We start from the raw sequence: 25,034 nt of genomic DNA, 5'->3' as shown, positions 1-25,034 counted from the left end.
GACTTTAGGAAATTCAGTTATTTCTGTCAAGACAGAAATAACTGAATTGAGCGAGCCTGGGCAGTCAGACCGTTTCGTCGATGCCTAGCGAATGGGTATCCGTCGGGGGAAAGAAGTGCGGGATCGCGGCGCTATCCACGCCGAAAATATTCATTTGCAGCACGCCATACGAGGTATGTCCCGACGACGACGTGAAGGTGGCCGTGCCGTCCTTCGCGGCCTGGACGCTTTTCATGAAGCTCAGGAAGCCCGTTGCATTGCCCGGATCCTGGCCGAGGTTCAGCGTGCTGCTGCTGGTATTGGTGCCGTTGACGCCGATGTGATAGGTGCCGTCTTTCATCAGCGACGACTGCGCTTCGGAGCCCAGCTTCGCGAACAGGGACATGAAGCTGGTGAGCTTGTCGGCCTGTTTGCTGGCGACGGCGGTGTCGGTTTCGGAGAGCGGATTGCCGTCGGCATCGGCCCAAGTCGCATAACCCGCCACGGCGTCGTCATGGAACGATTTCACGGCCTGCACGAGCGATGCGCTGCCATTGAGCTTGCCCTGAAGCCAGCTTTGATCGGCGGCACTCATCGACTTCGACGTCACCGCGATGCTGCCGTCATTCGATGAAAAATCGAAGTCGGCGTTGGCAAGATCCGGGCGCTCCTTGATGAGCGACTGCATGACGGGAACCAGCGCATTGGCGATATTTTCTGCATCGGCGCCCATTTTCAGCGGCGCGCCCAGTGCGCTCAGGTATTTGTCGATGCGGCTATGGTCGGCCGGATTGACCGCGCTGACTGCGATGGCCGTGGAGGAATCCGGCGAAGCGGTCGAGCTTGCAGTCTGCGACGCGAGCATGGCCGAAGAAAGACTGGCGCCCGAGCCGAGATCCGCGCCAAGCATGCTGATGGTGTTCGCAGTGTTGATCGTGAGATTCATCTGCTACTCCCTTCTGGTTTTCAACCAGTTTACGACATGAGGCGCGGTTTTTTTAGTCGATCCTGAAAAGTAATGCGTTTTAGATCGCGGCTTGTGCCGTCCAGTCGATCGCCGCGTCGAACAGCTTGAGCCCCGCTGCCGAGAGATTCGGGAACGAGTCGTTGTCCATGTAGAACATGGTGCGGCGCGCGGGCGCGAGCGCTTCGTAGTCCATCGTCGCGCCTTTTTCGTAGGTGAAGATCGCGGCTTTTTCGGGCTGCCCGTAAATCGTCGCGATGATCGACGCGCCCAGTCCCGGCTTGCCCCAGCTCATCGGCGCCTGCTTGCGAAAGACGTTCGCGACGCCCGCGGGCAACCCGCCCGACACCGGATGCGGCGCATTGACGAGCCACAGATAACGCTCCTTCTCCACCTCGCCGAAATCGACATCGTGGCGCTTGCCGGTCATGGCCAGATCGTCGAGCAGGTCGTTTTCCCACGTGAGCAGCGGCACGCTCGCGTCGCGCCAGCCGGGCGGCACGTCCTTGGCCGACACGGTCGAAGAGATCACGACGAGCCGCGCGCCCAGCGCGCCGCGTGGATCGAAGTCCTGGTTCACGAGCGATACCGTGTAGCCACGGCTTTGCAGATGAGCGGCGACCTGCCGGTCGACGGCGATGTTGGGGCCGTCGAGTTGCACGACCATCAGAACGGTGCCTTCGGCGCGCGGCTTGGGCTGTGCATGGCTGGCTGTGGGCGCGGCCGTCGCGGCCGTCGCAGCCGTCGTAGCTGCAAGCGCGGCGAGGGAAAACAGCGCGTGACGTCGCGCAGGACGAAGCGGGAAGCGGGACATGGCGATCAGAATTCGAAAGTGGAAAGCAGCGAGACCTGGCGTGCATCGCCCACGGCGACGAAATAGCGGTTCGCGCTCGACGGGTAATAGGTCTTGTTGAAGAGGTTCTTCACGTTGAGCTGGAACGACACGCGATGGCCGCCCCATTTCGTGTCGTAAGTGGCGAAGGCATCGGCCACGGTATAAGAGGGCAGCGTGAAGCTGTTGGCCGAATCGCCGGGCCGCGCGCCGACGTAATGTGCGCCCGCGCCCACGCGCAACTGGTCGCCGCCGAACACCGTGCCGAAGTCGTACACCGCTGCCAGCGACGCCGTATTCTGCGCGACGTTCCAGAGACGGTTGCCGGCGTACACCGGGTCTTCGATCGTTTTTGCGTCGATATACGCGTAGCTCGCGATCACGCTCCAGTGCTGCCCGATCTGGCCGGACACGTCCAGTTCCACGCCGCGCGAACGCGCCTTGCCCGAGGTGCGCCAGTCGGTCTGCTTGGTGGTGTCGTTGTACTGCGAAACCAGCACATTCGATTTGTCGATATTGAAGAGCGCGAGCGTGCCCGTGAGCCCCGCAGGCATGGCGACTTTCGCGCCCAGTTCCCACGAGGTCGCTTCTTCGGGCTTGACCGCGGAATCGATCACCACGCCCGTGCTGAGCGGCGCAATCGTCGACGTGGGCTTGAGCGACTGCGTATAGCTGCCGTAGAAAGAGACCGTGTCCGTCCACTTGTAGACGACGCCCGCGCGCGGCAGAAACTTATTGCCGCTCAAATCGGTATTGGCCTTAAAAGGACGGCCTTTACCCGCGATCTGGTTGTACGTCATGAAGCGCGCGCCGCCCACCAGGATCCACTTGTCGCTCAGGTGCAGGCTGTCCTGGAAGTAGACGGACGCATCGTGCAGCGTGTCGGTCTGGTCGCTGTCGCTCGCCGATACGGTGCTCGACGGGCTTTCGAGGCCATAAACCGGGTGCAGATAATTGAACGTGTATTGCGTGGCCTGGCGCAGCAGGTCGGCGCGATAGATGCGGCGGTATTCGTCGTCCACGCCCACTTGCAGGTCGTTGCGCAAGCCGGCCAGCGTGAAGTGGCCGTCGACATAAGCGGTCGCGTAACTGTCCGTGCTCACCGCGCCATGGGTGGCGTCGTTGCTGCGCGAGAGCGCGCCCGTCGTGCTGTTGACGCCTTGCACGCGCAACTGGTTGGCGTCGTAAGTCTCGCGGTTATAGCTATAACCGAAATGCGCCTTCCAGTCCGCGTTGATCTGGTGATCGACGAGCAGTTGCGCGAGATGCGACTCGCCGGTCATGTTGTTGAACGGCTCGTCCAGGCGCTCGCGTGCGGGAATCGCCAGCGGCTGGTTGGTCTTGGGATCGAGCGCCGTGCCGCGATCGAAGGGATAAAGAAACTTGCGGTACTGATACGACAGCACCACCTGGGTGTCGGTGCCGTAGTAGGCAAGCGAGGGCGCGACCAGCGTTTCGCGATGCTCGCCGAAGTTGCGCCAGTATTGTTCGTTGACCTGATCGAGCACGAGCCGGTAGGCCAGCCCCGTATCGCCGATCGGGCCGGTAGTGTCGAGCGTCGCGCCGCCGCCGTTGCGCCCGTGCCCATAGGTCGAGCCGAGCACGGAAATCGCGTGATACGGCGTGAGCGAGGGCTGCTTGCTCACCACATTGACCACGCCGCCCGGATCCATGATGCCGTAGAGCAGGGACGTCGGGCCTTTGAGCACTTCGACGCTATCGACCGCGTCGTTCAGTGCGCGGCCCTGCACGAGCGGCATGCCGTTTTCCATGATCGAGCCGTCGCGATTGCCGCCGAAGCCGCGCTTGAGCAGCGTGTCCTGGGTGCCAGCGAGCGTATTGCCCTGCACGATCCCGCTGACGTTCGCGAGCGCGTCGTCCAGGTTGCGCGGGCGCTGGTCGTGCAGCACCTGCGCGGGCACGACGTTGACTGCCTGCGCCGTGTCGAGCACGGGCGTGTCCGAGCGCGTGATGTTCGCCTCGCGCGGCGCGCGGTAGCTGCCTGCCTTGATGGCGGCCGCGTCGACTTTGACGGTGGGCAGCGCGGCGTTGTCCTGGAGCGCGGTGTTGCTCGCGTCTTCGGCAAGCGTGTAGCTGCCGTTTTCCTGCGCGCTGGCCGAGAGTCCCGTATTGCGCAAAATGCGCGTGAGGCCTTCGGCGACGCGGTAATCGCCGCGCAGGCCTGCGCTCGTGCGATTCGCGGCGAGCGCGCCGGGATACGCGATCATCACGCCCGCCTGCTGGCCGAACTGGTTGAGCACGTTGGCGAGCGGCCCGGAGGCGATCTCGTAGTGCTGAACGCTCGCGCTTTGTCGGGACGCGACGGTATTCGTCACAGAAGCGGCTGCAAATGCGGGGTGATGGGCGCTGGCGGCAAAGAGCGCAACGACGGCTGCGCCGATCCAGTGATGGCGTCGGCGCATGGCCTGATGAGGTGATGACATGGATTAGAAGGCTGGAAGAAGACCGATGAAAAAGTGCTTTCATCTGGCTTGTCCCGCGAGAATCGAAAACAGCTCAGGTTTTCGAAAATATTTTTTTTGCGCCGATGTTCCGGCGCCCGGTGGATCACCCGCGAGCGGGGCTCACGGTGACCCAGAAGCGCGTCAGATAGTCCACGCGCAATGGCAGCGCGCGAGAAAGCGTGTCGAGCACGCCATCGGTATCCGCGAGCAGATAGGTGCCGGACACGCGCAACGAGGCCGCGCGCGGATCGCAGCGCACGACGCCTTCGCGGTAGCGCGCAAGCTCGCCCAGGAAATCGCCGAGCCGCATGTCGTTGGCGACGAGCATGCCCTGCGTCCAGGCCGATGCGTCATTCGCCACCGATTGAACGTCGCTGACCGCAGTTGCTGTGAAGCGTGCCGATTCGCCCGAATGCAGCGTGCACGCAGCGGCCGGTGCGTCGTCGGGCACGATGCGAACCGCGCCTTCGAATACGGCGAGCCGCGTGTCGTCCTGGCGTTGTTGCACGGAAAAGCGCGTGCCGAGCGGCGTGGCGGTGCCTTGCGCGGTCTGCACGATGAACGGGCGCGCGTGAGTGCCGTCGCGATGGCCGGTGACGACCATGATCTCGCCGCGCCTGAGTACGATGCGCCGCTCGCTGGCCGAGAAACGCAGATCGACGGACGACGCCGTGTTGAGCGTCAACGCCGTGCCGTCGTCTAGCGCAAAGGTGCGGATTTCGCCGGTTGCCGTGTGCATGTCGGCGCTCCAGTCCGGCCAGCCGAGGCGATGGCGCGCGCTCCACGTCGCGCCGCCGACGAAGAAGAGTGCGACGAGCGCCTTGACGCTGGAGCGGCGGCCTCGCGAGACCCCGCGCGTGAGGGCCGTGCGCGCGGCGTGCGCCGACGCGCCCTGACCCAGCGACTGAAAGCGCTGCGAAACGGTCTGGATATGCTGCCAGGCGCGTTCGTGATCGGCGTGTTCCGCGCGCCAGGCGTCGAGCGCTTTGCGCTGCGCCGGCGTGATCGCGCCGCTGCCCAGGTCGAGCCACCATTCGACGGCGCGATGGGCGATGTCGGGGGCGATGTCGGGGACGATCGCGGGCGGGACGGTGTGCATCGGTGTGCGGCTCACAGCGCAAAGAAGCACTGCGCCGCCGCCTTCGCGAGATGGCGCTTCACGGTCGCGAGCGAAATGCCGAGCGTCCCGGCAATCTCCGTATGCGTCGCGCCGTCGAACTGCGCGAGCAGAAACGCACGCTTGACGACGACGGGCAGCCCGTCGAGCAGGCGGTCGATTTCGCAGAGCGTTTCCAGCAGCACGGCCTGGTCTTCCGGCGAAGGGGCAAGTGCCTCCGGCGTGAGCGCGAGCGCTTCGAGATACGCGCGCTCGACCTGCTCGCGCCGCCTGTGGTTGTAGAGCACGCGCTGGGCGACGGTGGTGAGCAGTGCGCGCGGTTCGCGGGCCTCGACGGGTTCCTCGCGCGCGAGCAGGCGCATGAAGGTGTCGTGCGCAAGATCGCTGGCGCGGTGCGCGCAGCCCAGCTTGCGGCGCAGCCACCCATGCAGCCAGCCGTGATGCGCGCGGTAGAGCGCGTCGATCTCGAGTTGGGCGGAGGGCGGAAGGGCGGTCATGCGGCGTGACGCGGTGCGTTGAGCGGGCTGGGCTTAAGGAATCGAAGAAATCGAAGAAATCGGCGAATCGTGCGGCCGTTACGTTTGCTGACATCGTCGGCAGCGTAGCTTACACGTTGATTTCGCATAAGTAAATGAGAATTGTTCTCGTATGAGAATGGTGCTTCACGCGACTTTTTGCACCTTTCTGGTGAATCGACGGCGTCAGGTGACGCGGGGATATCGGCCAGATTACGAATTTGTCATCTACCCGCGGATTCAGAATCCCTTAAGTCTGCGCCGCACACAATGCCCCTGACTTCGCGAATTCATTGAAGTCGCGGCGCGCAAGGCAAGAGTCCATCGGCGCGCACTTCAATCACTTTTATGCCTTATTTAAGGAGCCTTACCATGAAGAACCGTCTGCTCGCTGCACTTATCGTCAGTACTACGATGTTCCCGATGCTGGCTTTTGCGCAGAACGAACACATCTCGCACGAGCAACTTGGCGCGCCGGCAGTGCAGGCCCAACACGACAGCACGTCGAATCCGTCGAACGCAGCGCAGCCCGCTCACGTCGTTGCGACGTCGGCCACGAATAGCGGCTACGGCAACGCGACCACCACCCGTTCGCAGTCGGGCAGCGCCTCGCAAACGGCCAGCACGACCGCGCTTTATCTCCACCATTAACACTCCAGATGTCGAAAATGTAATCCGCCGGTAACGCCTGGGTTATCCGGCGGCCCCTTGCTGGACGCGGCTTTGGGTAAAATCGTCCCACCATGAAGGCGGGAGAATGCGTATGCGAGTCCTCGTAATCGAAGACGAGCCGAAGGCGGGGGCCTACGTCAAGAAAGGGCTTGAGGAATCGGGCTGCAGCGTCGATCTCGCGACCGACGGCGCGCAAGGGCTGCTGCTCGCGCAGGAAGAGGAGTACGACGTCATCGTGCTCGACGTGATGCTGCCGGTGCTCGACGGCTGGTCGGTGCTCAAGCGCCTGCGCGTCACGCGGGCCACGCCGGTGCTGTTTCTCACCGCGCGCGACGATGTGGCCGACCGTGTGCAGGGGCTCGAACTGGGCGGCGACGACTATCTGGTCAAGCCGTTCGCGTTTGTCGAATTGCTTGCGCGCGTGCGCACGCTGGCACGGCGCGGCCCGCCGCGCGAAGCGGAAACCATGCGCATCGCCGATCTGGAAATCGACGTGATCCGCCGCCGCGTCAAGCGCGGCGCGAACCGCATCGATCTCACGCCGCGTGAATTCTCGCTGCTGCAACTGCTCGCGCGCCGCCAGGGCGAAGTCCTGAGCCGCACGCAGATCGCCTCCTTTGTCTGGGACATGAATTTCGATAGCGACACCAACGTGGTCGAAGTCGCGATCCGCCGACTGCGCGCGAAGATCGACGACGGCTACGAGAGCAAGCTGATCCACACGGTGCGCGGCGTGGGCTACGTGATGGAAGAAAAGGACGCTTCCTGATGGTCTCCCCGGCCTCGAAGGCCCCGAGCGCGCCACTGACGCGCCGCTCGCTCGCGCTCACGCTGGCGCTCGTTTTCAGCGCGACGACGCTCGCAGTGTTTGCGTGCGTCGGCTGGTATCTCTACGTCGCGCTCGCGCATCAGGTGCGCAAGCAGGACGACCAGGACATCGTGCTCGCGGCGCGCCACGTGCGCCGCCTCGCCACTGAACTGGGTTCCACGCAGGACGCGCGCGATCACGCCTTGCGCCTGTCGAGCGCCGTGCTGGGCAACCAGGCGCTCGCCATGCGTATCGTCGATGCGCAGGGCCAGCCCGTCGCGGCCCACGACGAAGGCGATACCTTCGACGAACCGCCCAGGCCTCCCACCCATGCCGTCACCGCCAGCGATATCGATCTGTCCGCCGCGCGCGCGGGCGCGCTCGTGCTCGCGCCCGATGCGCGCATCGGCGATACGGCAATCCGCGAATGGCGCAGCGCGCAGGGCGTGCCGGTGCGCAGCATCGCGTTTGACGTCGCGTTGCGCAACGGCGAGACGCTGCGCGTGGGCATCGCGCGCGACCTGCGCGGCCCGCTGAGCCTGCTCGACTCGTATCGCGACACGCTGGGGCTGGCGGGCAGCATCGGCACGCTGGTGGTGCTGCTGGGCAGCTATGCGCTGGTGCGGCTGGCGTTGCGGCCGCTGCGGCAGATCGCCGACCAGGCGCGCGAAGTGACGGCGTACCGGCTCGACCGGCCGATCAGCGTCAAGCATGTTCCCAGCGAACTCGCGACGCTGGTGGCGTCGCTGAACGCGATGCTCGAACGGCTGCACGTGGGCTTCCAGCGCCTGAGCCAGTTCACCACCGATCTCGCGCACGACATGCGTACGCCGCTGGGCAACCTGCGCGGCGCAACCGAAATCGCGCTCGCGCGTCCGCGCAGCGACGACGAATACCAGGCCGTGCTGGCCTCCAACCTGGAGGAATGCGAACGATTGTCGCGCATGATCGAGAACGTGATCTTTCTGGCGCGCGCCGAGCATCCCCGCTTCGAAATGCACCGCCGCGCGTTCGACGTGCACGACGAGCTTGAGCGCATCGCCGAATACTTCGAAGGGCTTGCCGACGAAGCCGGCCTGTCGATCAGCGTGCAAGGCAGCGCAATGTTGAGCGCCGACGTCGAACTGTTCCGCCGCGCGCTCAGCAACCTGCTGGCGAACGCGCTGCGTTACACGCCGCCGGGCGGGACGATCATGCTGGCGGCGCATACGCATGGCGACGCGCTCGACATCGTCGTCGAAAACCCCGGCACGCCGATTCCCCCCGAACATCTCGAACGTATCTTCGAGCGCTTTTATCGCGCGGATCCTTCGCGCACGCGCGGGCCCGAACCGGCGGGCGCGGGGGCATCGGCGGGTCTGGGCCTCGCCATCGTGCGTAGCGTGATGGAGCTGCACGGCGGCAAGGTCAGCGCGCAAAGCGATGCGCGCAGCACGCGTTTCATTTTGACGTTCCCGCGCGCGTGATGGGTGTTTAACCCGCGCTGGCGTTCCAGCTGCCGCCCAATGCCTCGATCAACCGCACGCACGCCGTCATCCGGCGTCCCTCGATCACGACTGCATCGCGCTCGTTGGTGAGCGCGATGGTCTGCGAGGTCACCACGTCGAGATAGCTGACCGCGCCCGCATTGAAACGATTCGTGGTGAGCTGCAGTGCCTGTTGCGCGGCCTGCGCCGCGCGCTGCTGCGTCGTGGACTCATCGGCGAGCGCCTGTAGTGCGGACAGATTGTTCTCCACCTGCTCGAACGCCGTGAGCACGGTCTGCCGGTAATCGGCAACGGTGCCGTCGTAATGCGCGTTCGCCGCGTGCAGCGTCGCAGTGCGCTTGCCGCCGTCGAAGATCGTGCCGACCAGTTGCGGCCCGAGTGACCAGAACAGGCTGGGCGCGCTCAGCCAAGGTGCGAACATCGAGCTTTCCAGGCCCGCCGTCGCGCTCAGCACGAGGTTGGGGAAGAACGCGGCGTGCGCCGCGCCGATCTGCGCGTTGGCGGCCGCCACGCGGCGTTCGGCGGCGGCAATATCGGGGCGGCGCTCGATCAGCTGCGAGGGCAGGCCCGGCGGAATCGTCGGCAGATGCAAGCTGGCTTGCGTGTCCTGCACGGGCGGCAGCGTAAAAATCGAAGCGGGCTCGCCAATCAGCGTGGCAATCGCGTGCTGCATTTGCGCGCGGCTCACGTCGATATCGCGGGCCTGCGTGCGCGTGCTGTCGAGCTGCGTTTGCGCCTGCGCGACCGCGGATGCGTCAATCGCCCCATTGCGCAACTGATCCTGCACGATGGCGAGCGCGCGGCTGTACGCGCGCACGCTGTCGTCGAGCAACTGCTTCTGCGCGTCCAGCGAGCGCAAGTTGAAGTAATCGACCGCAAGCTGCGCCGACATCGACAGACGCACCGCTTCCAGGTCGGCGGCACTGGCCTGGGCCGTGGCGTTGGCGCTCGTGACTTCGTCGCGAATGCGGCCGAACACATCGGGCTCCCACGTCGCCGTGACGCCCATGCTGTAGTCGGGAATCGTCTTGCCCGCAAGCGACGATCCCTGCTTGTTCGCCGAGGTGCGGTAGCGATCCTGGGCAACGCCTGCGGTGATGGTCGGCAGAAAGCCCGCGCGCTGATAGTCGGTGGTCGCGCGCGCTTCGGCGAGGTTGGCGAGCGCCTTGCGCACGCTCTGGTTCGACACGTCGATGCGCGCTTCCAGCGTGTTCAGTTCTGCATCGTCGAACACCGTCCACCACGCGCCGCGCGGTGCGGCGTCGGCGGGCGAGGCGACTTGCCATGCAGTGTTCGATCCATTGGACGACGCATCGCCCGCGTAATGCGCAGGGATCTCGACCTTGGGCGCCTGGTATGGCGCGGTCGTCGAACAGGCCGCCAGCGCCGCAGCAAGCGCAATAGCCCCTAAACGAAGGGGTAAACGGCGCGCGCTCATGACTGTGCCGCCTTTGCTGTCTGCGCGATGCTCACGGCTTCGCCGTTGCTGATGCTGTCGCCGGGATTGTCTATCACGCGATCGTTCGCGGCGATGCCCGACGTCACTTCCACATGCGTGCCGAAGTCGCGGCCCAGATGCACCGGCTTGAGCAGCACCTTGCCGGTCGCATCCACCGTCGCCACGGAGACGCCGTCGGGCCGGAACAGCAGCGCCGTCACCGGCACGTCGAGCGCGGGCGTCGTGGTCTTGAGCGCAAGATGCGCCTGCACATAGCCGCCCGGCAGCAGTGCGCCGTCCGTATTGTCGACGTCGATTTCCACGCGCAACGTGCGGCTCGCCGGATCGAGCGCGCCCGCGCTGCGCGCCACGCGCGCGTTGAAGCGGCGGCCCGGATATTGTTGCGTCGTCAACCAGGCTTCGGTCGCGGGCGTGATACCCGCGGCGTCGTCCTGGGGCACATCGACGAAGACGCGCAAGGTCTGCGTCTGCGAAAGATGGAACAGTTCGTTGGCGGCGGACGGCGAACCTGGCGTGCCGCCCGCCGTCACCAGCGCGCCCACGTCCACGTCGCGCGCCGTCACCACGCCGTCGAACGGCGCGGTCACCTTCTCATACGAGACCAGTTCCACGAGGCGCGCGACATTGGCCTGCGCCGCCGCCAGCGCGGCCTGTTTCGTCTGCATGTCGCTGACTTTCGCATCGGCGTCCTGCTGCGCGACCGACTGGCTCGCGAGCATCGTTTGCCAGCGCTGCGCCGTGGTTTTCGCGTACGTGTAAGCGGCCTGCGCCGAGGCTTCGTCGGCGCGCGCGGCGCGCAGCTGCGCGTCCAGATCGGGCGCGGCGATGTCCGCGAGCACCTGGCCGGCCTTTACGTGCGTGCCGATATCCGTGTACCAGTGCGCGATATAGCCGCTCGTGCGCGCGAAGATCGCGGCATCGGCGAAGGGCGTGGCCGCGCCTGGCAGCACGAGGTCTTCGCTCGCGGGCGCGGGTTTCGGCTGCACCACCGACACCGTGAGCGTGCTTTGCGACGCGGTTTGCGCCGCGAGCGCGCGGCTGGCGTAGAGGCGCGGCACGATGCCCGCGGTGAGCAGCGCGACAGCGAGCGCGGCAAGCGCGAAAACCGCCTTGCGGCGCGGCGCGGGGTGTTGGTCGAGGTCGGTCATGATCGGTAGAGGAAGTCCGCGAAATCGGAATGCGTTACTGGCCGGCGTCAGCAGGCTCGCTGGCGGGCTCGTTGGCGGGAGCTTGCAGCATGGTGTTTTCCTGGTCGGCCTTGCGCGCTTTGCGGCGCGCGAGCCAGCCATGCACGATGGCGAACACCACGGGCACGAACAGCAGCGTCGAAACCGTCCCGCACGCGAGCCCGCCAATCACCGCGCGCCCGAGCGGCGCGTTCTGCTCGCCGCCGTCGCCGAGACCGAGTGCCATCGGCAACATGCCAATCAACATCGCGAGCGCCGTCATCATGACGGGGCGAAAGCGCGTGAAACCGGCCTGTTCGGCGGCTTCGAAGGGCGTCGCGCCCTGCGCGAGCCGCTCGCGCGCGGCGGTGACGACGAGAATGCTGTTGGCCGTGGCGATGCCGATGCACAGGATCGTCCCGGTGAGCGCAGGCACGCTGAGCGTGGTGTCGGTGGCGAACAGCATCCAGACAATGCCCGCGAGCGAGGCGGGCAGGCCGCTCAGGATCACGAGCGGATCGAGCCACGACTGGAAATTCACGACCATCAGCAGATAGACGAGCGCGATGGCGAACACGAGACCGCTCAGGAGTCCGGAGAACGCTTCGTGCATCGCCTGCACCTGGCCGCGCACGACGATGGACGAACCGGGCGGCAGCTTGGCTTTTTCGCTGTCCACGAGCTTGGCGACATCGTTGGCGACCGCGCCCAGATCGCGCCCCTGCACCGAGCCGAAGATATCGAGCACCGGCTGCACGTTGTAGTGCGATACCACGGCTTGCTGGGTGGCGCGCGTGAAGGTGCCCAGCGAACCAAGCAGGTTCTGCACCGGCGCACCTTTGCCCGCATTGCTTGCAGCAACCGACCCGCTCAAAGGCAGATTCGCCAGCGCCTGCAAGGAGTTTTCGTCGTACTGCGGCACCATCACCAGCAGCGGATAGCTGACGCCGTTCTTCGGATCGAGCCAGAAGTTCGGCGTTGTCTGCGAACTGCCGGAGAGCGCGATCAGCAGGTTCTGCGCGACGTCGCGTTGCAGCAGGCCCGCCTGCATCGCCTTGGTGCGATCGACGTCGATATTGATGGCGGGCGCGTCGCCGGGCTGCTGGATGCGCGCATCGACAAGGCCGCGTACGTGGCGCAGCTTTGCGAGCAGGTCGTCGGCGACGACGCGGTTCGCGGCCAGCTTGTTGCCGACGATCTGAATATCGATCGGCGCAGGCAGGCCGAAGTTGAGGATCTGGCTGACGATGTCCGCAGGCAGGAACGCAAAGCTCACGCCCGGGAACGCCTTGGGCAACTGCTTGCGCAACTCGCTCACGTACTGCGCCGTCGGACGATGGCCGGGCTTCAGCGAGATCATCACGTCGGCGTCGCCCGCGCCTACTGGATCGGACGAATCGTAGGTGAGGTTGATGCCGCTCACCGGCACGCCGATGTTGTCGAGTATCGCGCCTTGCTCGTTCGCCGGAATGATCGTGCGGATCGCCGCCTCCACCTGGTCGGTCAGGCGCGCGGTCTGCTCGATGCGGGTGCCGGTGGGCGCGCGCAGATGCAGGCGGATTTCGCCGGTATCGACGCTCGGGAAAAAGTCGCGGCCCGTGAAGAACAGCAGCGCGAGCGAGGCCACGCAGCAGGCAAGGAACACGGGCACGAAGCGGCGGCGCTGGGCAATCGCGCCGGCAAGCGTCGCGCGATAGCCGTGGCGCAGCGCTTCAAAGCGCGCCTCGAACGCGCCTTGCAGGCGCTGCATGCGCGCCACCAGCGCGTTCGCGGGGCGCGTGGCGGGGGCGCGCGGCTTGAGCAGATAGAGCGCGAGCGTGGGCACCAGCGTGCGCGAGAAGAAGTACGAGGCGCACATCGCGAAGATCACCGCTTCGGCCATCGGCACGAACAGATAGTGCGCGACGCCCGTGAGCAGGAACATCGGTGCGAACACGATGCAGATGGACAGTGTGGACACGAAGGTCGGCACGGCGATCTCGCCCGAGCCGTTGAGGATCGCGTCGAACAGCGGCTCGCCGTTTTCGAGGTGATGCGTGATGTTCTCGATCGCGACCGTTGCGTCGTCAACGAGTATGCCGACGGCCAGCGCGAGTCCGCCCAGCGTCATGATGTTGATGGTCTGGCCGAGCGCGGAGAGCGCGAGGATCGACGTGAGCACGGCCAGCGGAATCGACACGGCGATGATGAGCGTCGCGCGCCAGCTGCCGAGGAACAGCAGGATCATGAGCGCGGTGAGGCAGGCGGCAATGATCGCCTCGCGCACCACGCCGCTGATCGCCGACTTCACGAACACGGACTGGTCGCCCAGCGGCGTGATCGTGAGCGCTTTCGGCAGGCCCGCCGCGATATGCGGCAGCAGCGACTTGACCTGGCTGATGATCGACAGCGTGGAGGTGTTGCCGGTCTTCTCGACGGTGAGCAGCGCCGCGCGCTTGCCGTTGCTGCGCACGATATTGGTTTGCGGCGCGTAGCCGTCGCGCACGTGAGCGACGTCGCGCACATAGACCACGCTGCCGTTCACGGTCTTGACGGGCAGGTTGTTGAGCGCGGCGATGCTGTCCGTGCTGCCGTTCATCTGCACGTTGTATTCACGCGCGCCGATCTTCGCGGTGCCGCCCGGCAGGATGAGGTTCTGCGCGTTGATGGCGTTGACCACGTCGAGCGGCGCGAGCCCCTTCGCCTGCAGCGCGTGCGGGTCGATATCGACGACGATCTGGCGCACCTTGCCGCCGAACGGCAGCGGCACCGACGCGCCCTGCACGGTCGCGAGCTGGGTGCGGATAAAGCTGTTGCCCAGGTCGTAGAGCTGCTGCTCGGCGAGCGTCGCGCTGGACAGGCCCAGTTGCAGGATCGGCACCGTCGAGGCGTTGTACGTGATGATGTTCGGCGGCAGCGTGCCGGGCGGCAGCACGCGCAGGATCGACGCCGAATTGCTGGCGGCCTGCGCGATGGCGCGGTTGATGTCCGCGCCCGGATGGAAGAACACCTTGATGACCGACACGCCGTTGAGCGACTGCGACTCGATGTGCTCGATATCGTCGACGTCCGAGGTCAGCGCGCGCTCGTAGTTCGATGTGATGCGCTGCGCCATGTCCTGCGCCGAAAAGCCGTTGTACGACCAGACGATGCTGACGACCGGAATGTCGATGTTAGGAAAGATGTCGGTCGGCGTGCGCAGGATCGCGAGCGGGCCCGCGATCAGAATGAGAATCGCGAGCACGGCGAAGGTATAGGGACGGCGCAGGGCGAGCCGGACAATCCACATGACGAACCTGTATGAGCGTGAAGTCGCGCGTTTTTCGTGCAACCGAAGCGCGACGGTATGGAGGTTCGCAGTGTGCGGGGCGGGGCTTTGCCGGAGCCTGACCGCTGGATTACGAATTTGAAATGTGGGGTCGCAGCGCCCCGCGCGCGGGCTCGCGGCGGCCATTTTTGTATCGCCGTGTATCTGACGCGTACACAGACACGCTGGCTTGCAGGAAGGGCAGTGAGCGGACACAAGCGGGATACGTCTGGGCGTTCAAATACACCCAAGCCAGTCAGCTGCAGCGCGAAAGCAGGAACGAAAGCGAAAGCGCAAGCAGCCGGCTGGATCGACGAATCCCTACTTAATCCGCTGGAGAAAAGCCATGAAACTCGTTCAAACGCTGCTCGTCGCTGTTGCCGTCGCCGTTCCCGCCGTGTCGTTCGCTCAATCGAACGAGCCGGTCACCCGCGCCCAGGTTCGCGCCGAACTCGTGCAACTGGAAAAGGCGGGCTACAACCCGGCGGCCGATTACACGCAGTACCCGCAGAACCTGCAAGCTGCCCAGGCGCGTGTCGATGCGCAGAACCACGCGGCGAACTCGGCGTATGGCGCAGGTTCGAACGGCAGCTCGGCGACGGGCGTGCGCGCGGTGCGCGGCGCATCCGACAATGCGCAGAACGACGTCGTGGGCCTGGAGCCGATCTACGCGCACTCGTAAGCGAGCGGCCGTTGCGACTCAATCGCCCTGCCAGGCGGCGCTGCCGTCCGGTGGGGCGGCGCCGATTTCTCCGGTCGCCAGCGCCAGCGTCGCGGCGGCGGCCAGCGCGGCGCTGTAGCTGTCCGCATAGGCGTTCTGCGCGGCGAGCAACTGGTTCTGCGCAAGCAGCGCATCGGCAATCGAGCCGACGCCGTGCCGGTACGCCGCGAACGCCGCATCGTAAGTCGTCTGCGTGGCGTCGAGCAGCGCCTTCGCCGCGCCGTTCGCGGCCAGGCTCGTGGCGAGCGTGTTCTGCGCGGAGACGATCTGGCGCACGGCTTCGTCGCGCGTGTGGGTCGATTTCGCGGCGGCGCTGTCCGCGTCGTTGCGCGCCTGCATCAGCACGGCGGAGCGCAGGCCGCCGTCGTAGAGCGGGATCGTCACGCCCAGGAAGATGCTGCCGCTGCGGCGGCTGCCGTTCAGGTTCACCGTGGCCGCCTGGTCGCCGACGGGCGGGATCGCCGTGATTGCGGTCGTACCCGTGCCATAGGCCGCCGATGCGGAGAGAAACACCTTCGGCATGAATGCGGCTTCGGCGGCGCGAATCTTCGCCTGGTTGGCCTGTTCGAGCGCGTAGGCGCTCTGCACGTCGGGGCGGCGCGCGATGGCGTCCGCGACGATCTGCTCGACCGGCTGATGCAGCGCGGGCGAGAGCGTGCGCGGCGGCAACGCGGCGATGGTCGGCTTCGACAACGGCGAAATGCCAAGCGCCGATACCAGGTTCAGGTAACTGTCGCTCGCCATGCCGTCGGCCTGCACTTTGGCGAGGTTGGCCTGGGCGCGGTTCTGCGTGGCCTGGGCGAGTTCGACCACGGTGCCCACGCCTTGCTTGAGGCGCGCGCGTGCGGCGGCGAGAATGCCATCGGCGTTGTCGAGCGCCTGCTGCGTCGTGTGCGCGCGCGCCGCTGCGGCGGCGTAGGTGTAGTACGCGACGCTGACGTCGTGAATCACCTGCTGATGGACGGCGGTGAACGCGATGTTCGCGGCGAGCGATATCTGGTTCGCGGCATCGACGCGTGCGCGCCGCCCGCCGAAATCGAACAGCAGCCATTGCAGCGAGAGCACCGACACCGTGCCGTGAATCTCCGAACTCGTGGACGTGTTGCCAAGCAGGGTCGTGGTCGAGCCGCTGGACGCCTGGTAGCCGCCCATCGCGGTCGCGGTGAGCTGTGGCAGGTACGCGGTTTTTGCTATGCCCGCCGCGAGCGCGGCGTTGCGTGCGTCGTTCCAGGCGACGCGCGTGAGCGGATTGGCGGACTCCGCGATATCGATGAGTTCGGGCAGGGTGTACGCGTGGTTGGCGTCGAGCGCGGCGGCGGGTTCGATATGCGAAAGCGTTGCGCTGCGCGGCAAGGTGTAGCCTGCGCGCTTGGCATCGCCATCGGTATCCGCGATATGAAGCGACGGCCCCGGCACGAGGTTGCCCGCGCTATCGGTTTGAGGCTGCCAGGGACGGTCGGCGGCGGGCGGCGCGAGATCGAGCGAGGACGTGGCGCATCCGGCGAGTCCGCTCACGGCGACGGCAAGGGCCAACACGGCGGCCAATGGGAGCGAATGCGGCGTCGTCGGTTCAGGGGCGCGCATCGGTCGGCGTCTCCTTGGGCGTGGCAGGCTGGGCTGGCGGGTGGATGGCGGGAATGCGCGCGTAGCGTTGCGCGATGAGGTCGAGCAATGCGTTCACGCCGGGATCGGTGGAAGTTGCGTTCGATGGCGTCCCGGTTCGCGCTTGGGCCTCGCTGGCAGGCGCAAGCTGCCGCGCAAGATCGTCGAGGCGCGCTTCGCCTTCCACGCCCGCGCGTCCTGCCGCGAGGAAAAGCGGGGCTTCCAGTGCGCTGAGTTCGGCAAGCGCGCGTCGTCGGCTGGCGATCCATGCGGGCGCGGGGCGCACCCACGAAGGCTCGTAGTGGATCAGGCCCAGGTTCTGACGCAACCCGCCGTACTCCGCCAAAGCTCCGGCGGCAAGCGCGCGGCGCGTGGCGGCGTCGCTGGCGTGGGCGATGCGCGTCCACTGCGCGACCAGCTTCGCGAGCGCCGTATCGATACTGCCCGCGATGCTCACCGGCCACACGCGCGTGAACACCAGATAGACCACCATATTGCCGATCAGGATGCCGATTGCACGGTCGCGCGCGAGCGTCAGGTCGAACGCGGGCGCCGCGCCCTGGATCACGCACAGGAAAAACGCGAAGGCGATCTGCATGCCCGCATAGGCGATGCGCGGCGAACCCATCGCGACCCAACCGGCCAGCCACGCGCCCACGAAAACAAGCGCCATCAGCTGCCCGGCCGACGTCAGCGCCGGCGTTACGAACACGATTGCCGCCGTGCCCAGCAGCGCGCCGATCAGGCAGCCCGCGATGCGCAGCGTGAGTTTTTCGACGGTTTCGGCGGTCGTGCCGAGCGACACCATGTAGCACGTGATGAAGCACGTATGAATGCCCTGCCAGTCGAGCTGCTGATAGAGCAGGTAGCAGAACATCGCCGCCGCCGTGGTCTTGAGCGCGTAGCGGACGTGGTCGGGATTGGTGAAGGCGTCGGCGTCGAAGAAGCCTTTGTGCGGAGCGGGGGTGTCGTTTGCAGGCGGCGGTGTTTCAGGCGCTAGCGCGAAATATTCAAGCGCCGCGCGTAGATCGGCGACGACGACAGCGGCAAGCGGCGCGAGCGTTTGGGCATCGACGGCGGGCGCGGCCACGTCCACGGGATAGCCGCCCGCGTCGAGCATCGCGGCCATCTGCATCAAGGTGTCGGCGAATGGCGCTGCAACGTCGTGCGGCAAACGCGCGCCGGGCTCGTTCGCGGCGAGATCCGTCGCGACGAGGATCGCGGTCGTTGAATTAGCCGCCTGGCGCAACGCCGCGGCATCAACAGGCTTCAACGTGCCTTCGAGCGTCGCCATCTTCAGCCACGTCATGATCTGATGATCGCCTTCGCGCAAAGCGGCTTCGAAGGCAGCGCGTTGAGCTGCGCTTGCAGCGTCCGTCAAACAGACGGCGGCAAGTTTCAAGCGGCCCGCGAGTTTCGCCGAAGCCAGTCGCCGCGGCGACGGCCCGATCAGCAGGTTCACGACGATTGCCAGGCCAATCGGAATCGCCACGAACAGCCACGCATAGAGCAGCCCGCGCGTGGCCGCTTCGCCGACTGGTGCGAGCCCCAGCTCGTCCAGCCCGAACCCGACGATCATCGCCACAATCGCGCCAACTGGCCGCAATTTGCTCGCCGACGTAACGAATAGCAATCCGAACGAAAGCAGCGCCATGCAGCCGACGCGCAGCGCGGGCACGTCGATGGAGAAGATCGCGAACACCATCACAATGCCGATGATCGCCGTGACGAGCAGAAACAGCGCGCTGGACATGACGATGCTGGTGACGCGATCCGGCCGGTTCAGAAAGAACACGATATACGCCGACGTCGCGGCTTCGGGCGTGCCGTAAGCGCTGGCGACGAGTACCGTGAGCGCACAGATCAGCGCGATGCGCGTGACGATCGACGCGCGGCCTGGAAACGGCGCGAGCAGGCGCAGGATTTCGCGCGGCCGCGGCGCGTTGACGTCGCCCGCGACTTCGCTGCGTAGATCGGCACGGATCTCAGCGGCAGGACTGGCCATGGCGAACCTCGACGATCGCGCTCGCGCCGATGCGCACCAGCTTCGCGGGCGGCGTTTCGATCCGCACGCGCACCGGGAAGCGCTGCGAGACCCGCACCCAGTTCACCGACTGCTGCACGTAAGGCAGGCTGTGCGGAATATTGATGCGATCGGTGTCGGCAATGCCCGCGCCGATGCCGATGACCTTGCCGCTCATCGCCTGCTTGCGGTCGATCATCGAATACACGGTCGCGCAGTCGCCTATGTCGATTGCGCCCAGCGCTGTCTCGCGAAAGTTCGCCACGGCGAACCATTCGCCCGCGTGGATCAGCGTGAAAATCGATTGGTTCGGTGCGACGGTTTCGCCCGCGAGAATCGACAGGCCCGTCACGTAGCCGTCGAACGGCGCACGCACGACCGTATCGTCGAGCGCATGCTGGGCGCGCGCCAGCGCTGCTTCGCGCGCATGCAGGGACGCGATGGCGTCGGCGTCGTCGCCGATGGTCTGCGCCGAGGACTTCTGCTGCACCCTGGCCTGTTCCAGCGACACGCTCGCGTCGCGCTGCGCAACGACCGCCTGGTCGAACTGCTGCGCCGATACATAACCCTGGGCTGCAAGCGGGCGCAGGCGCTCGACGCTGCGCGCCGCGAGATCGTAATTGTGGGTCGCGCGGCGCGTCTGGTCGGCGGCGAGCGTGGCGTTCGAGGTCTCGCCGATCACTGACCTCCTGCGCGTGGCCAGCGCCGCGCGCGCCACTTCGACTTCGGCTTGCGCCTGCTGGACGGCCAGCCGGTACGGCACGGGATCGATCTCGAACAGCACGTCGCCCTTCGCGACGTGCGCGTTCTCTTCGACCGGCACGCGCACGATGCGCCCGCCCACCGGCGAGGCGACGTGCACGACATCGGCGTCGATGCTCGCATCGTCGGTCGAGGGATAACGCGTCGAGCGGTCGTACGCATACCAGAGCGCCGCCGCGCCCAGCACGACGATCACGGCCGCAATCGCGCGGCCTTTCCAGGCGGGTGAGGAGGGCGCGCCAGCCATTTTCATCTCAGAGCGCTCCCGTTCCCAGCAGCCAGACGGTCACGCCGACGATCACGCCCAGCGCCGTGCACACGGACAACTGGTAAGGCACTTCGCGGGCCCAGCCGGTCTTGACGAAGACGCGATGGGCGATGAGCGCGCCCACGACGCCCGCGATCGCGCTGGTCAGCCAGAAGGGGAAGTACGCGCCGAATAGCGCAAAGGACGGCGCGCCGTGCGCGGCGCAACCTGCAAGCGGCGCGGTTGCCAGGAGTGAACAGGCGGTAGCGGATCTGGGCCATGTACGTTGTTTCATCGCTTTCGTGACTGGAACAAGAACTGGATTCCCACTCGTCTGCCTTTCCCTGCAATTGGCTGACACGCGGCGGCTTGCAGGTCGCTTCGACATATTGTTCTGAGCGGCGAGGCTCACCATCATAGCGCGGAACGCCGCAGCGCCTTTCGGCGGTGCAGCGTATTGGTTGAATCCCGGCGGTGGCTTAATAACGAAGGTTTGCCGGTTACCGCATCGGCCCGATTGCCGCGCGGGCCTGCGCGATCTTTTCGCGAGGCGGCGTACGGAACAACGCGCCCTGCGACTTGACGAGCGACGTCACCTTCGCGACTTCGATCATCGCTTCCAGGTACTTCAGGGCGACCGTGGTCGAATCGACCACCGGGATGCCCGTGCCTGAAACATGCGCATAGCCCGCGCGCCGCAGCAACGGGCCGTACCAGGCGCAACCGACCAGGATGACGTCGGCGCCGTCCGCGATGCAGGTGCGCGCCGCCGCCTCGAAACGCGGAATGAACGCTTCCCATGGATCGCGCACCGCGCCCAGCAGCAAGGAAGCATCCGACTCCGGCGAGATCGCGCGGGCGGGCCGCACGATGGCGCGCTCGCGCAGGCCATAGAGCGCAATGTCCCGCTCGATGGCCGCCGCGGTTTTCTCCGCCACGGTGACCACGGCGAAACGCTGCCCCATCGCGAGTGCGGCCAGCATCGCCTGCTCGCCGACCGACGCAACGGGAATGTCGAGCACCTCGCGCGTTTCCCAAAGCGGATCGTTTCAGCAGCCGAAATACACGCCGTCGTAGCCGTCGCGCGCCGCGCCGATGGCCTCGTCCATCATGGCGACCGAGTTCAGATGTTCGGCATAGGACGAGCGCGTGAAATTCGTGCTCTGCCGCGTATAGCGGAACTCGACCACATTGCCGGGGGCGAGCAGCGGCGGCATTTCCGCTTCCAGCGTGGCCCAGACCGGCGCGAGATCGGCAAGTTTCGTGGTGGGCTGGATCCAGCAGATTCTCATGATTAGTGATCCTCTTGAATATTCAATGGGCTTGAACGTGGATCGACTTTCACATGGGAAGCGGCTTGCCCGTCATGTCCTTCACGAAGCGCAGCGCAACAAGCCCCAGCAACGCGCCGCCAATCAGGTACCAGGCGGGAATCACGGGATTGCCGGTGCGATGGATCAGCCATGTATTGATGAGCGGCGCAGTGCCGCCGAGCAGCGACACGGACACGTTGTAGCTGATCGCCAGGCCGCTATAGCGAACCGGCGCGCGAAACAGCGAGACAAGCGTAGCGGGCATCGAACCTTCGAACAGCACCTGGGCGAACACCAGCAGCATCAGCGCCGCAAAGACCACGGCCACGCTCTGGCTGCGCAACAGGCTGAACGCCGGCACCGCGCCGACGATGATGACCAGGCAGCCGAGCATGATCATCTTCGTGCCGCCGATGCGATCCGCGAGGCGCCCCGACAGCGGAATCAGCGCGAGCATCACGAGCGTGGCGATCATGGCCAGCAGATTGCCGAACTCCACCGGATGACCTGCCACATCGGCCAGATAGCCGGGCACGTAACCGAGCGCCACGTAATAGGTGATATTGAACACGGCGGTCAAGCCCGCGCATTTGAGCAGTTGCGGCCATTCCGCAAGCAGCAGGTCGACGAAACGCTGCGTGTGGGCCAGATGCTTCTGTTGCGCCTCGTTCTGCTGCATCTGCTTGAAGACCGGCGATTCGTCCACGTTCAGGCGCAGGTACAGTGCGACCAGTCCGGTCAAACCTGCGATCACGAACGGAATGCGCCAGCCCCACGCGGCCATGGTCGTTTCGCCGAGCGAGAACATCAGCGCATTCACCACCGCGCCGCCCAGCAGGAAGCCGGAGATATTGCCGAATTCGAGCCAGCTGGTGAGAAACGAGCGCTTGCGGTCGGGCGCGTGTTCGGCGATGAAGGTGCAGGAGCCGCCGTATTCGCCGCCGGTCGACAGGCCTTGCAGCAGGCGGATGACGAGCAGCAGGACGGGCGCGGCCGCGCCGATCGAATCGTAGCCGGGCAGCACGGCGATGCAAAAGGTGGCGATCGACATCAGCGCGATGCTGAGCGTGAGCGCGGTGCGCCGCCCGTAGCGGTCGCCGATCGGGCCGAACACGAAGCTGCCGATGGGGCGGATCAGAAACCCCGCGGCAAAGGTCGCGTAGATCGAGAGCAATTGGGTCGCGTGGCTCTGGTTCTTGAAGAACACATTGCCGATGATCGTTGCCAGCGACGAGTACAGCGCGAAATCGAACCATTCGATCATGTTGCCGCACGTCACGCCGACGACGGCGCGCCGCAGCGCGGACACGTCGGCGTGGCGTGCTTCGGCAGGCTGCATATACGCAGATAATTCGTTAGACGAAAGGTTTTTCGCACCCATTTAAGCTCTCCTCACATCATCATGATTCATTCGAGGCGATGGCGCGAGCGCGTCAAAAATGCCCGCGCCCGCGCCCGTGCACGGCGGCGTGCTATCGCATGAAGACGCCGCCCGCGATGCACAGCGTTTCGCCAGTGATATAGGACGGTTCGTGCGCCAGGTTCCACACCCACGTGGCGATTTCATCGACCGATGCCGCGCGGTGCAGCGGAATGCCGGGGATCGCGGCTTCGATGCGGCCGCCGCGGCGCGTGCCTTCGGTGTCCACCCAGCCCGGCGCGATGGCGTTGACGGTGATGTGCTGCTCGGCGAGTTCGATGGCGAGCGAGCGCGTGATCGACACCACGGCTGCTTTCGAAGCGCTGTACAGCAACTGGTTGCGCGAGACCGCGAACGCGTCGACCGAGGCGAAGAACAGCATCGCGCCGCCGTGGTCGCCTATGTGTTTGGCGCCCACGCGCGCGACGTTCAGCGTGCCGAGCACGTTGACGTCGAAGATGCGCCGATAAAGCGCGGTGTCGAAACTTTCCAGCGAGGAAGTCGGGAAAATACCGGCCGCGTTCACCACGGCGGCAAGGCGCGGCTTGCCTTCTAGCGCGTGGGCGACGGCCTGGGCGAGCGCCGCTTCGTCGCCAATATCGGCGGTGGCGGGCGTGATGTTCGGCTCGACGCCATGCGCCGATGCGCTCACGTCGAGCGCGACGACGTGCCAGCCCTCGGCCGCGAAGCGCAGCGCCGTCGCGCGCCCCATGCCCGAGTTCGCGCCGGTGACGAGAACGCTTTTCTGTGCTGCCGGTTCCAGTTTCTGCGTGTTCATGCGAGTGTCCGAATGTGCGGTTGAACTGCGGTTTGAGGTTAGAGCGCGAATTGCGCTTCGGCTTGCGCCGGCGAGGTGAGGCTGCCGTGCTGCTGGGCGAGCGCGTCGAGCGAGCGGCGCGTGTCGTCGAGGTTCTGCTGCCACACGCGACGGATGATGTCGATGCGCGAATCGGGGCTTTGCTCGGTGCTAAACCGCTGGGCGAGATCCGTCACGCCTTGCTCGCGCAGCGCGATGAAGCGCGCGATCAACTGGCTTTGCGCGCAGTACACGGGCCATTGCGCACCGCGCGGCGCAGCGAGGCCGACGAAGTAAAGCGATTCAAGGCCGGTCGGCAGCGTCATCGCGGCGGTGCGCAGCGGCACGCCGTCGCGCCATTCGAGCAGCGACGCATCGAGGAACGGCAGCGTGGTCTTGAAGCCGGTGGCCCAGAGAATCGTGTCGTATTCGCTTTCGGTGCCGTCCGTGAAGGTCACGCGCTTGCCTTCGATTGCGCGCAGGCCCGGCGCGACCTTGATGCGGCCATGCTGGATCCAGTAAAGCAGCAGCGAATTGACGACGGGCGGCTGCTTTTCGAGGTCGTAGGTTTCCGGCGCGGGCATGCCGGGATAGTTCTCGTAAGTGCCGAGCACTGTGTGGATCAGCATGGACGCCGCCATGTTCTGCATTTCCGGCGGCAGCGCATTGAGGAACGGCACTTCGGCGCGCGGCAGGCCGTAGAACGTCTTGGGCTGGAACACCTGGCCGCAGCGCATGGCGATGGTGACGTCGAGGCGGCTTTGCGCAGCGTCCACGGCGAGGTCGCAACCGGAATTGCCGAAGCCGACCACCAGCACACGGCCTTCGATGTCGCCGGTATTACGGTAGGAGCCCGAATGAATCGAGCGGCCCGTGTAGCTCTCTCCGACAGCGGGGATGCTCGGGTTCCAGAGGTGGCCATTCGCCACCAGCACGCCTGCGTAGTCGCGCACCGCGCCGTCGCCAAGCGTGACGCGCCAGCCGTTGGTGGCGCGCTCGCCCAGCGGCTCGATGCGCTCGACTGCCGTGTTGAAGCGGATCATCGGCATCAGGCCGAAGTGATCGGCGTAGCTGACCATATAGGCGGCTACCTGGTCGCGGCTGGGGTACATCGGATACGACTCGGGCATCGGAAAGCCGTCGAAGAACGAGCTGCTCTTTGGCGTGATCAGGTGCAGGGCGTCGTAGTCATGGTGCCAGTGCCCGCCGACCCGGTCGCTCTTCTCGTAGCAGTCGACCGCGATACCCGCGTCGCTCAGGGTCTTGAGGGCGGCAAGGCCGGCAGCGCCGGCACCGATCACGCAATAGCGTGCTTGTTTCGTCATGGTTCACCTCCTTGTGTGCTGGCTCCGGGGCCGCTGCCCCGAGGACGAATCGCATCTGGTGAAGCCAGTATCGGA

The 25,034-nt window shown here is 65.8% G+C and carries 21 protein-coding genes; 4 read left to right on the top strand and 17 right to left on the bottom strand.

The annotated features are described in order from the left end of the window. Positions 1 to 64 precede the first annotated feature (64 nt). From BBA01S_RS32050 to BBA01S_RS32030, 5 genes are all read right to left on the bottom strand, one after another. Positions 65 to 925, bottom strand: a complete 861-nt coding sequence (locus BBA01S_RS32050; protein WP_027820003.1) for a hypothetical protein — start codon at positions 923 to 925, stop codon at positions 65 to 67. Between the two features lie 79 nt (positions 926 to 1,004). Then, positions 1,005 to 1,757, bottom strand: a complete 753-nt coding sequence (locus BBA01S_RS32045; RefSeq protein WP_042298261.1) for a hypothetical protein — start codon at positions 1,755 to 1,757, stop codon at positions 1,005 to 1,007. Positions 1,758 to 1,762: 5 nt separating this feature from the next. Beyond that, positions 1,763 to 4,219: a TonB-dependent siderophore receptor gene (locus BBA01S_RS32040; RefSeq protein WP_027820001.1), complete on the bottom strand. Its 2,457-nt coding sequence runs from the start codon at positions 4,217 to 4,219 to the stop codon at positions 1,763 to 1,765. 124 nt (positions 4,220 to 4,343) lie between these two features. Then, positions 4,344 to 5,339, bottom strand: coding sequence for a FecR domain-containing protein (locus BBA01S_RS32035; protein WP_027820000.1), 996 nt, complete (start codon positions 5,337 to 5,339; stop codon positions 4,344 to 4,346). Positions 5,340 to 5,350: 11 nt separating this feature from the next. Then, positions 5,351 to 5,854: a sigma-70 family RNA polymerase sigma factor gene (locus tag BBA01S_RS32030; RefSeq protein ID WP_027819999.1), complete on the bottom strand. Its 504-nt coding sequence runs from the start codon at positions 5,852 to 5,854 to the stop codon at positions 5,351 to 5,353. A gap of 390 nt (positions 5,855 to 6,244) precedes the next feature. Between BBA01S_RS32030 and BBA01S_RS32025 the strand changes: the two genes are divergently transcribed. The 3 genes from BBA01S_RS32025 to BBA01S_RS32015 all read left to right on the top strand — a co-directional run bounded on the left by BBA01S_RS32025 (position 6,245) and on the right by BBA01S_RS32015 (position 8,818). Beyond that, a complete protein-coding gene (locus BBA01S_RS32025; RefSeq protein ID WP_027819998.1) occupies positions 6,245 to 6,523 on the top strand; it encodes a hypothetical protein in 279 nt (92 codons plus the stop codon). A gap of 112 nt (positions 6,524 to 6,635) precedes the next feature. Continuing rightward, positions 6,636 to 7,313: a heavy metal response regulator transcription factor gene (locus BBA01S_RS32020; protein ID WP_027819997.1), complete on the top strand. Its 678-nt coding sequence runs from the start codon at positions 6,636 to 6,638 to the stop codon at positions 7,311 to 7,313. Further along, complete coding sequence (locus tag BBA01S_RS32015; RefSeq protein ID WP_042298260.1) at positions 7,313 to 8,818, top strand: heavy metal sensor histidine kinase; 1,506 nt, start codon at positions 7,313 to 7,315, stop codon at positions 8,816 to 8,818. The genes BBA01S_RS32020 and BBA01S_RS32015 overlap by 1 nt, the downstream gene beginning before the upstream one ends. A 7-nt stretch (positions 8,819 to 8,825) precedes the next feature. Here the strand turns inward: BBA01S_RS32015 and BBA01S_RS32010 are convergent, their stop codons facing one another. Genes BBA01S_RS32010 through BBA01S_RS32000 form a run of 3 tightly spaced genes read right to left on the bottom strand, consistent with a single transcriptional unit; the run spans position 8,826 to position 14,732 of the window. Further along, positions 8,826 to 10,277 (bottom strand): efflux transporter outer membrane subunit, encoded by a 1,452-nt coding sequence (locus BBA01S_RS32010; RefSeq protein WP_027819995.1) that lies wholly within the window; start codon positions 10,275 to 10,277, stop codon positions 8,826 to 8,828. Continuing rightward, entirely contained in the window at positions 10,274 to 11,446 is a 1,173-nt protein-coding gene (locus BBA01S_RS43740) for an efflux RND transporter periplasmic adaptor subunit (RefSeq protein WP_052391994.1), read from the bottom strand. The genes BBA01S_RS32010 and BBA01S_RS43740 overlap by 4 nt, the downstream gene beginning before the upstream one ends. A 34-nt stretch (positions 11,447 to 11,480) precedes the next feature. Further along, positions 11,481 to 14,732: an efflux RND transporter permease subunit gene (locus BBA01S_RS32000; RefSeq protein WP_027819994.1), complete on the bottom strand. Its 3,252-nt coding sequence runs from the start codon at positions 14,730 to 14,732 to the stop codon at positions 11,481 to 11,483. Positions 14,733 to 15,096: 364 nt separating this feature from the next. Between BBA01S_RS32000 and BBA01S_RS31995 the strand changes: the two genes are divergently transcribed. Beyond that, positions 15,097 to 15,432 (top strand): DUF4148 domain-containing protein, encoded by a 336-nt coding sequence (locus tag BBA01S_RS31995; protein WP_027819993.1) that lies wholly within the window; start codon positions 15,097 to 15,099, stop codon positions 15,430 to 15,432. Positions 15,433 to 15,450: 18 nt separating this feature from the next. On the opposite strand, the gene BBA01S_RS31990 is transcribed toward BBA01S_RS31995, so the two are convergent. The 9 genes from BBA01S_RS31990 to BBA01S_RS43730 all read right to left on the bottom strand — a co-directional run bounded on the left by BBA01S_RS31990 (position 15,451) and on the right by BBA01S_RS43730 (position 24,959). Beyond that, complete coding sequence (locus BBA01S_RS31990) at positions 15,451 to 17,055, bottom strand: TolC family protein (RefSeq protein WP_027819992.1); 1,605 nt, start codon at positions 17,053 to 17,055, stop codon at positions 15,451 to 15,453. Then, complete coding sequence (locus BBA01S_RS31985) at positions 17,042 to 19,078, bottom strand: FUSC family protein (RefSeq protein WP_027819991.1); 2,037 nt, start codon at positions 19,076 to 19,078, stop codon at positions 17,042 to 17,044. The genes BBA01S_RS31990 and BBA01S_RS31985 overlap by 14 nt, the downstream gene beginning before the upstream one ends. After that, a complete protein-coding gene (gene mdtN / locus BBA01S_RS31980; protein ID WP_027819990.1) occupies positions 19,059 to 20,111 on the bottom strand; it encodes a multidrug transporter subunit MdtN in 1,053 nt (350 codons plus the stop codon). Before mdtN ends, BBA01S_RS31985 begins: the two co-directional genes overlap by 20 nt. Position 20,112: 1 nt before the next feature. Beyond that, positions 20,113 to 20,400, bottom strand: coding sequence for a YtcA family lipoprotein (locus BBA01S_RS31975; protein WP_027819989.1), 288 nt, complete (start codon positions 20,398 to 20,400; stop codon positions 20,113 to 20,115). A 205-nt stretch (positions 20,401 to 20,605) separates the two neighbouring features. Further along, complete coding sequence (locus tag BBA01S_RS43735) at positions 20,606 to 21,127, bottom strand: aspartate/glutamate racemase family protein (protein WP_052391993.1); 522 nt, start codon at positions 21,125 to 21,127, stop codon at positions 20,606 to 20,608. A gap of 27 nt (positions 21,128 to 21,154) precedes the next feature. Then, positions 21,155 to 21,397 (bottom strand): hypothetical protein, encoded by a 243-nt coding sequence (locus BBA01S_RS47160; RefSeq protein WP_052391992.1) that lies wholly within the window; start codon positions 21,395 to 21,397, stop codon positions 21,155 to 21,157. A gap of 49 nt (positions 21,398 to 21,446) precedes the next feature. Next, positions 21,447 to 22,799 carry an MFS transporter gene (locus BBA01S_RS31965; RefSeq protein WP_027819988.1) on the bottom strand — a complete coding sequence of 451 codons (1,353 nt, stop codon included), beginning with the start codon at positions 22,797 to 22,799 and terminating at the stop codon, positions 21,447 to 21,449. Between the two features lie 91 nt (positions 22,800 to 22,890). Continuing rightward, the gene (locus BBA01S_RS31960; protein WP_042298258.1) at positions 22,891 to 23,616 is read right to left on the bottom strand and encodes an SDR family NAD(P)-dependent oxidoreductase; all 726 of its coding nucleotides are present in this window, start codon (positions 23,614 to 23,616) and stop codon (positions 22,891 to 22,893) included. Positions 23,617 to 23,654: 38 nt separating this feature from the next. Beyond that, positions 23,655 to 24,959: a flavin-containing monooxygenase gene (locus tag BBA01S_RS43730; protein ID WP_042298257.1), complete on the bottom strand. Its 1,305-nt coding sequence runs from the start codon at positions 24,957 to 24,959 to the stop codon at positions 23,655 to 23,657. Positions 24,960 to 25,034 lie beyond the last annotated feature (75 nt).

This window comes from Paraburkholderia bannensis NBRC 103871 (assembly GCF_000685015.1).
In the GTDB taxonomy this organism is placed as follows: Bacteria; Pseudomonadota; Gammaproteobacteria; order Burkholderiales; family Burkholderiaceae; genus Paraburkholderia; species Paraburkholderia bannensis.
This window is presented reverse-complemented; position numbering and strand designations above follow the sequence as displayed.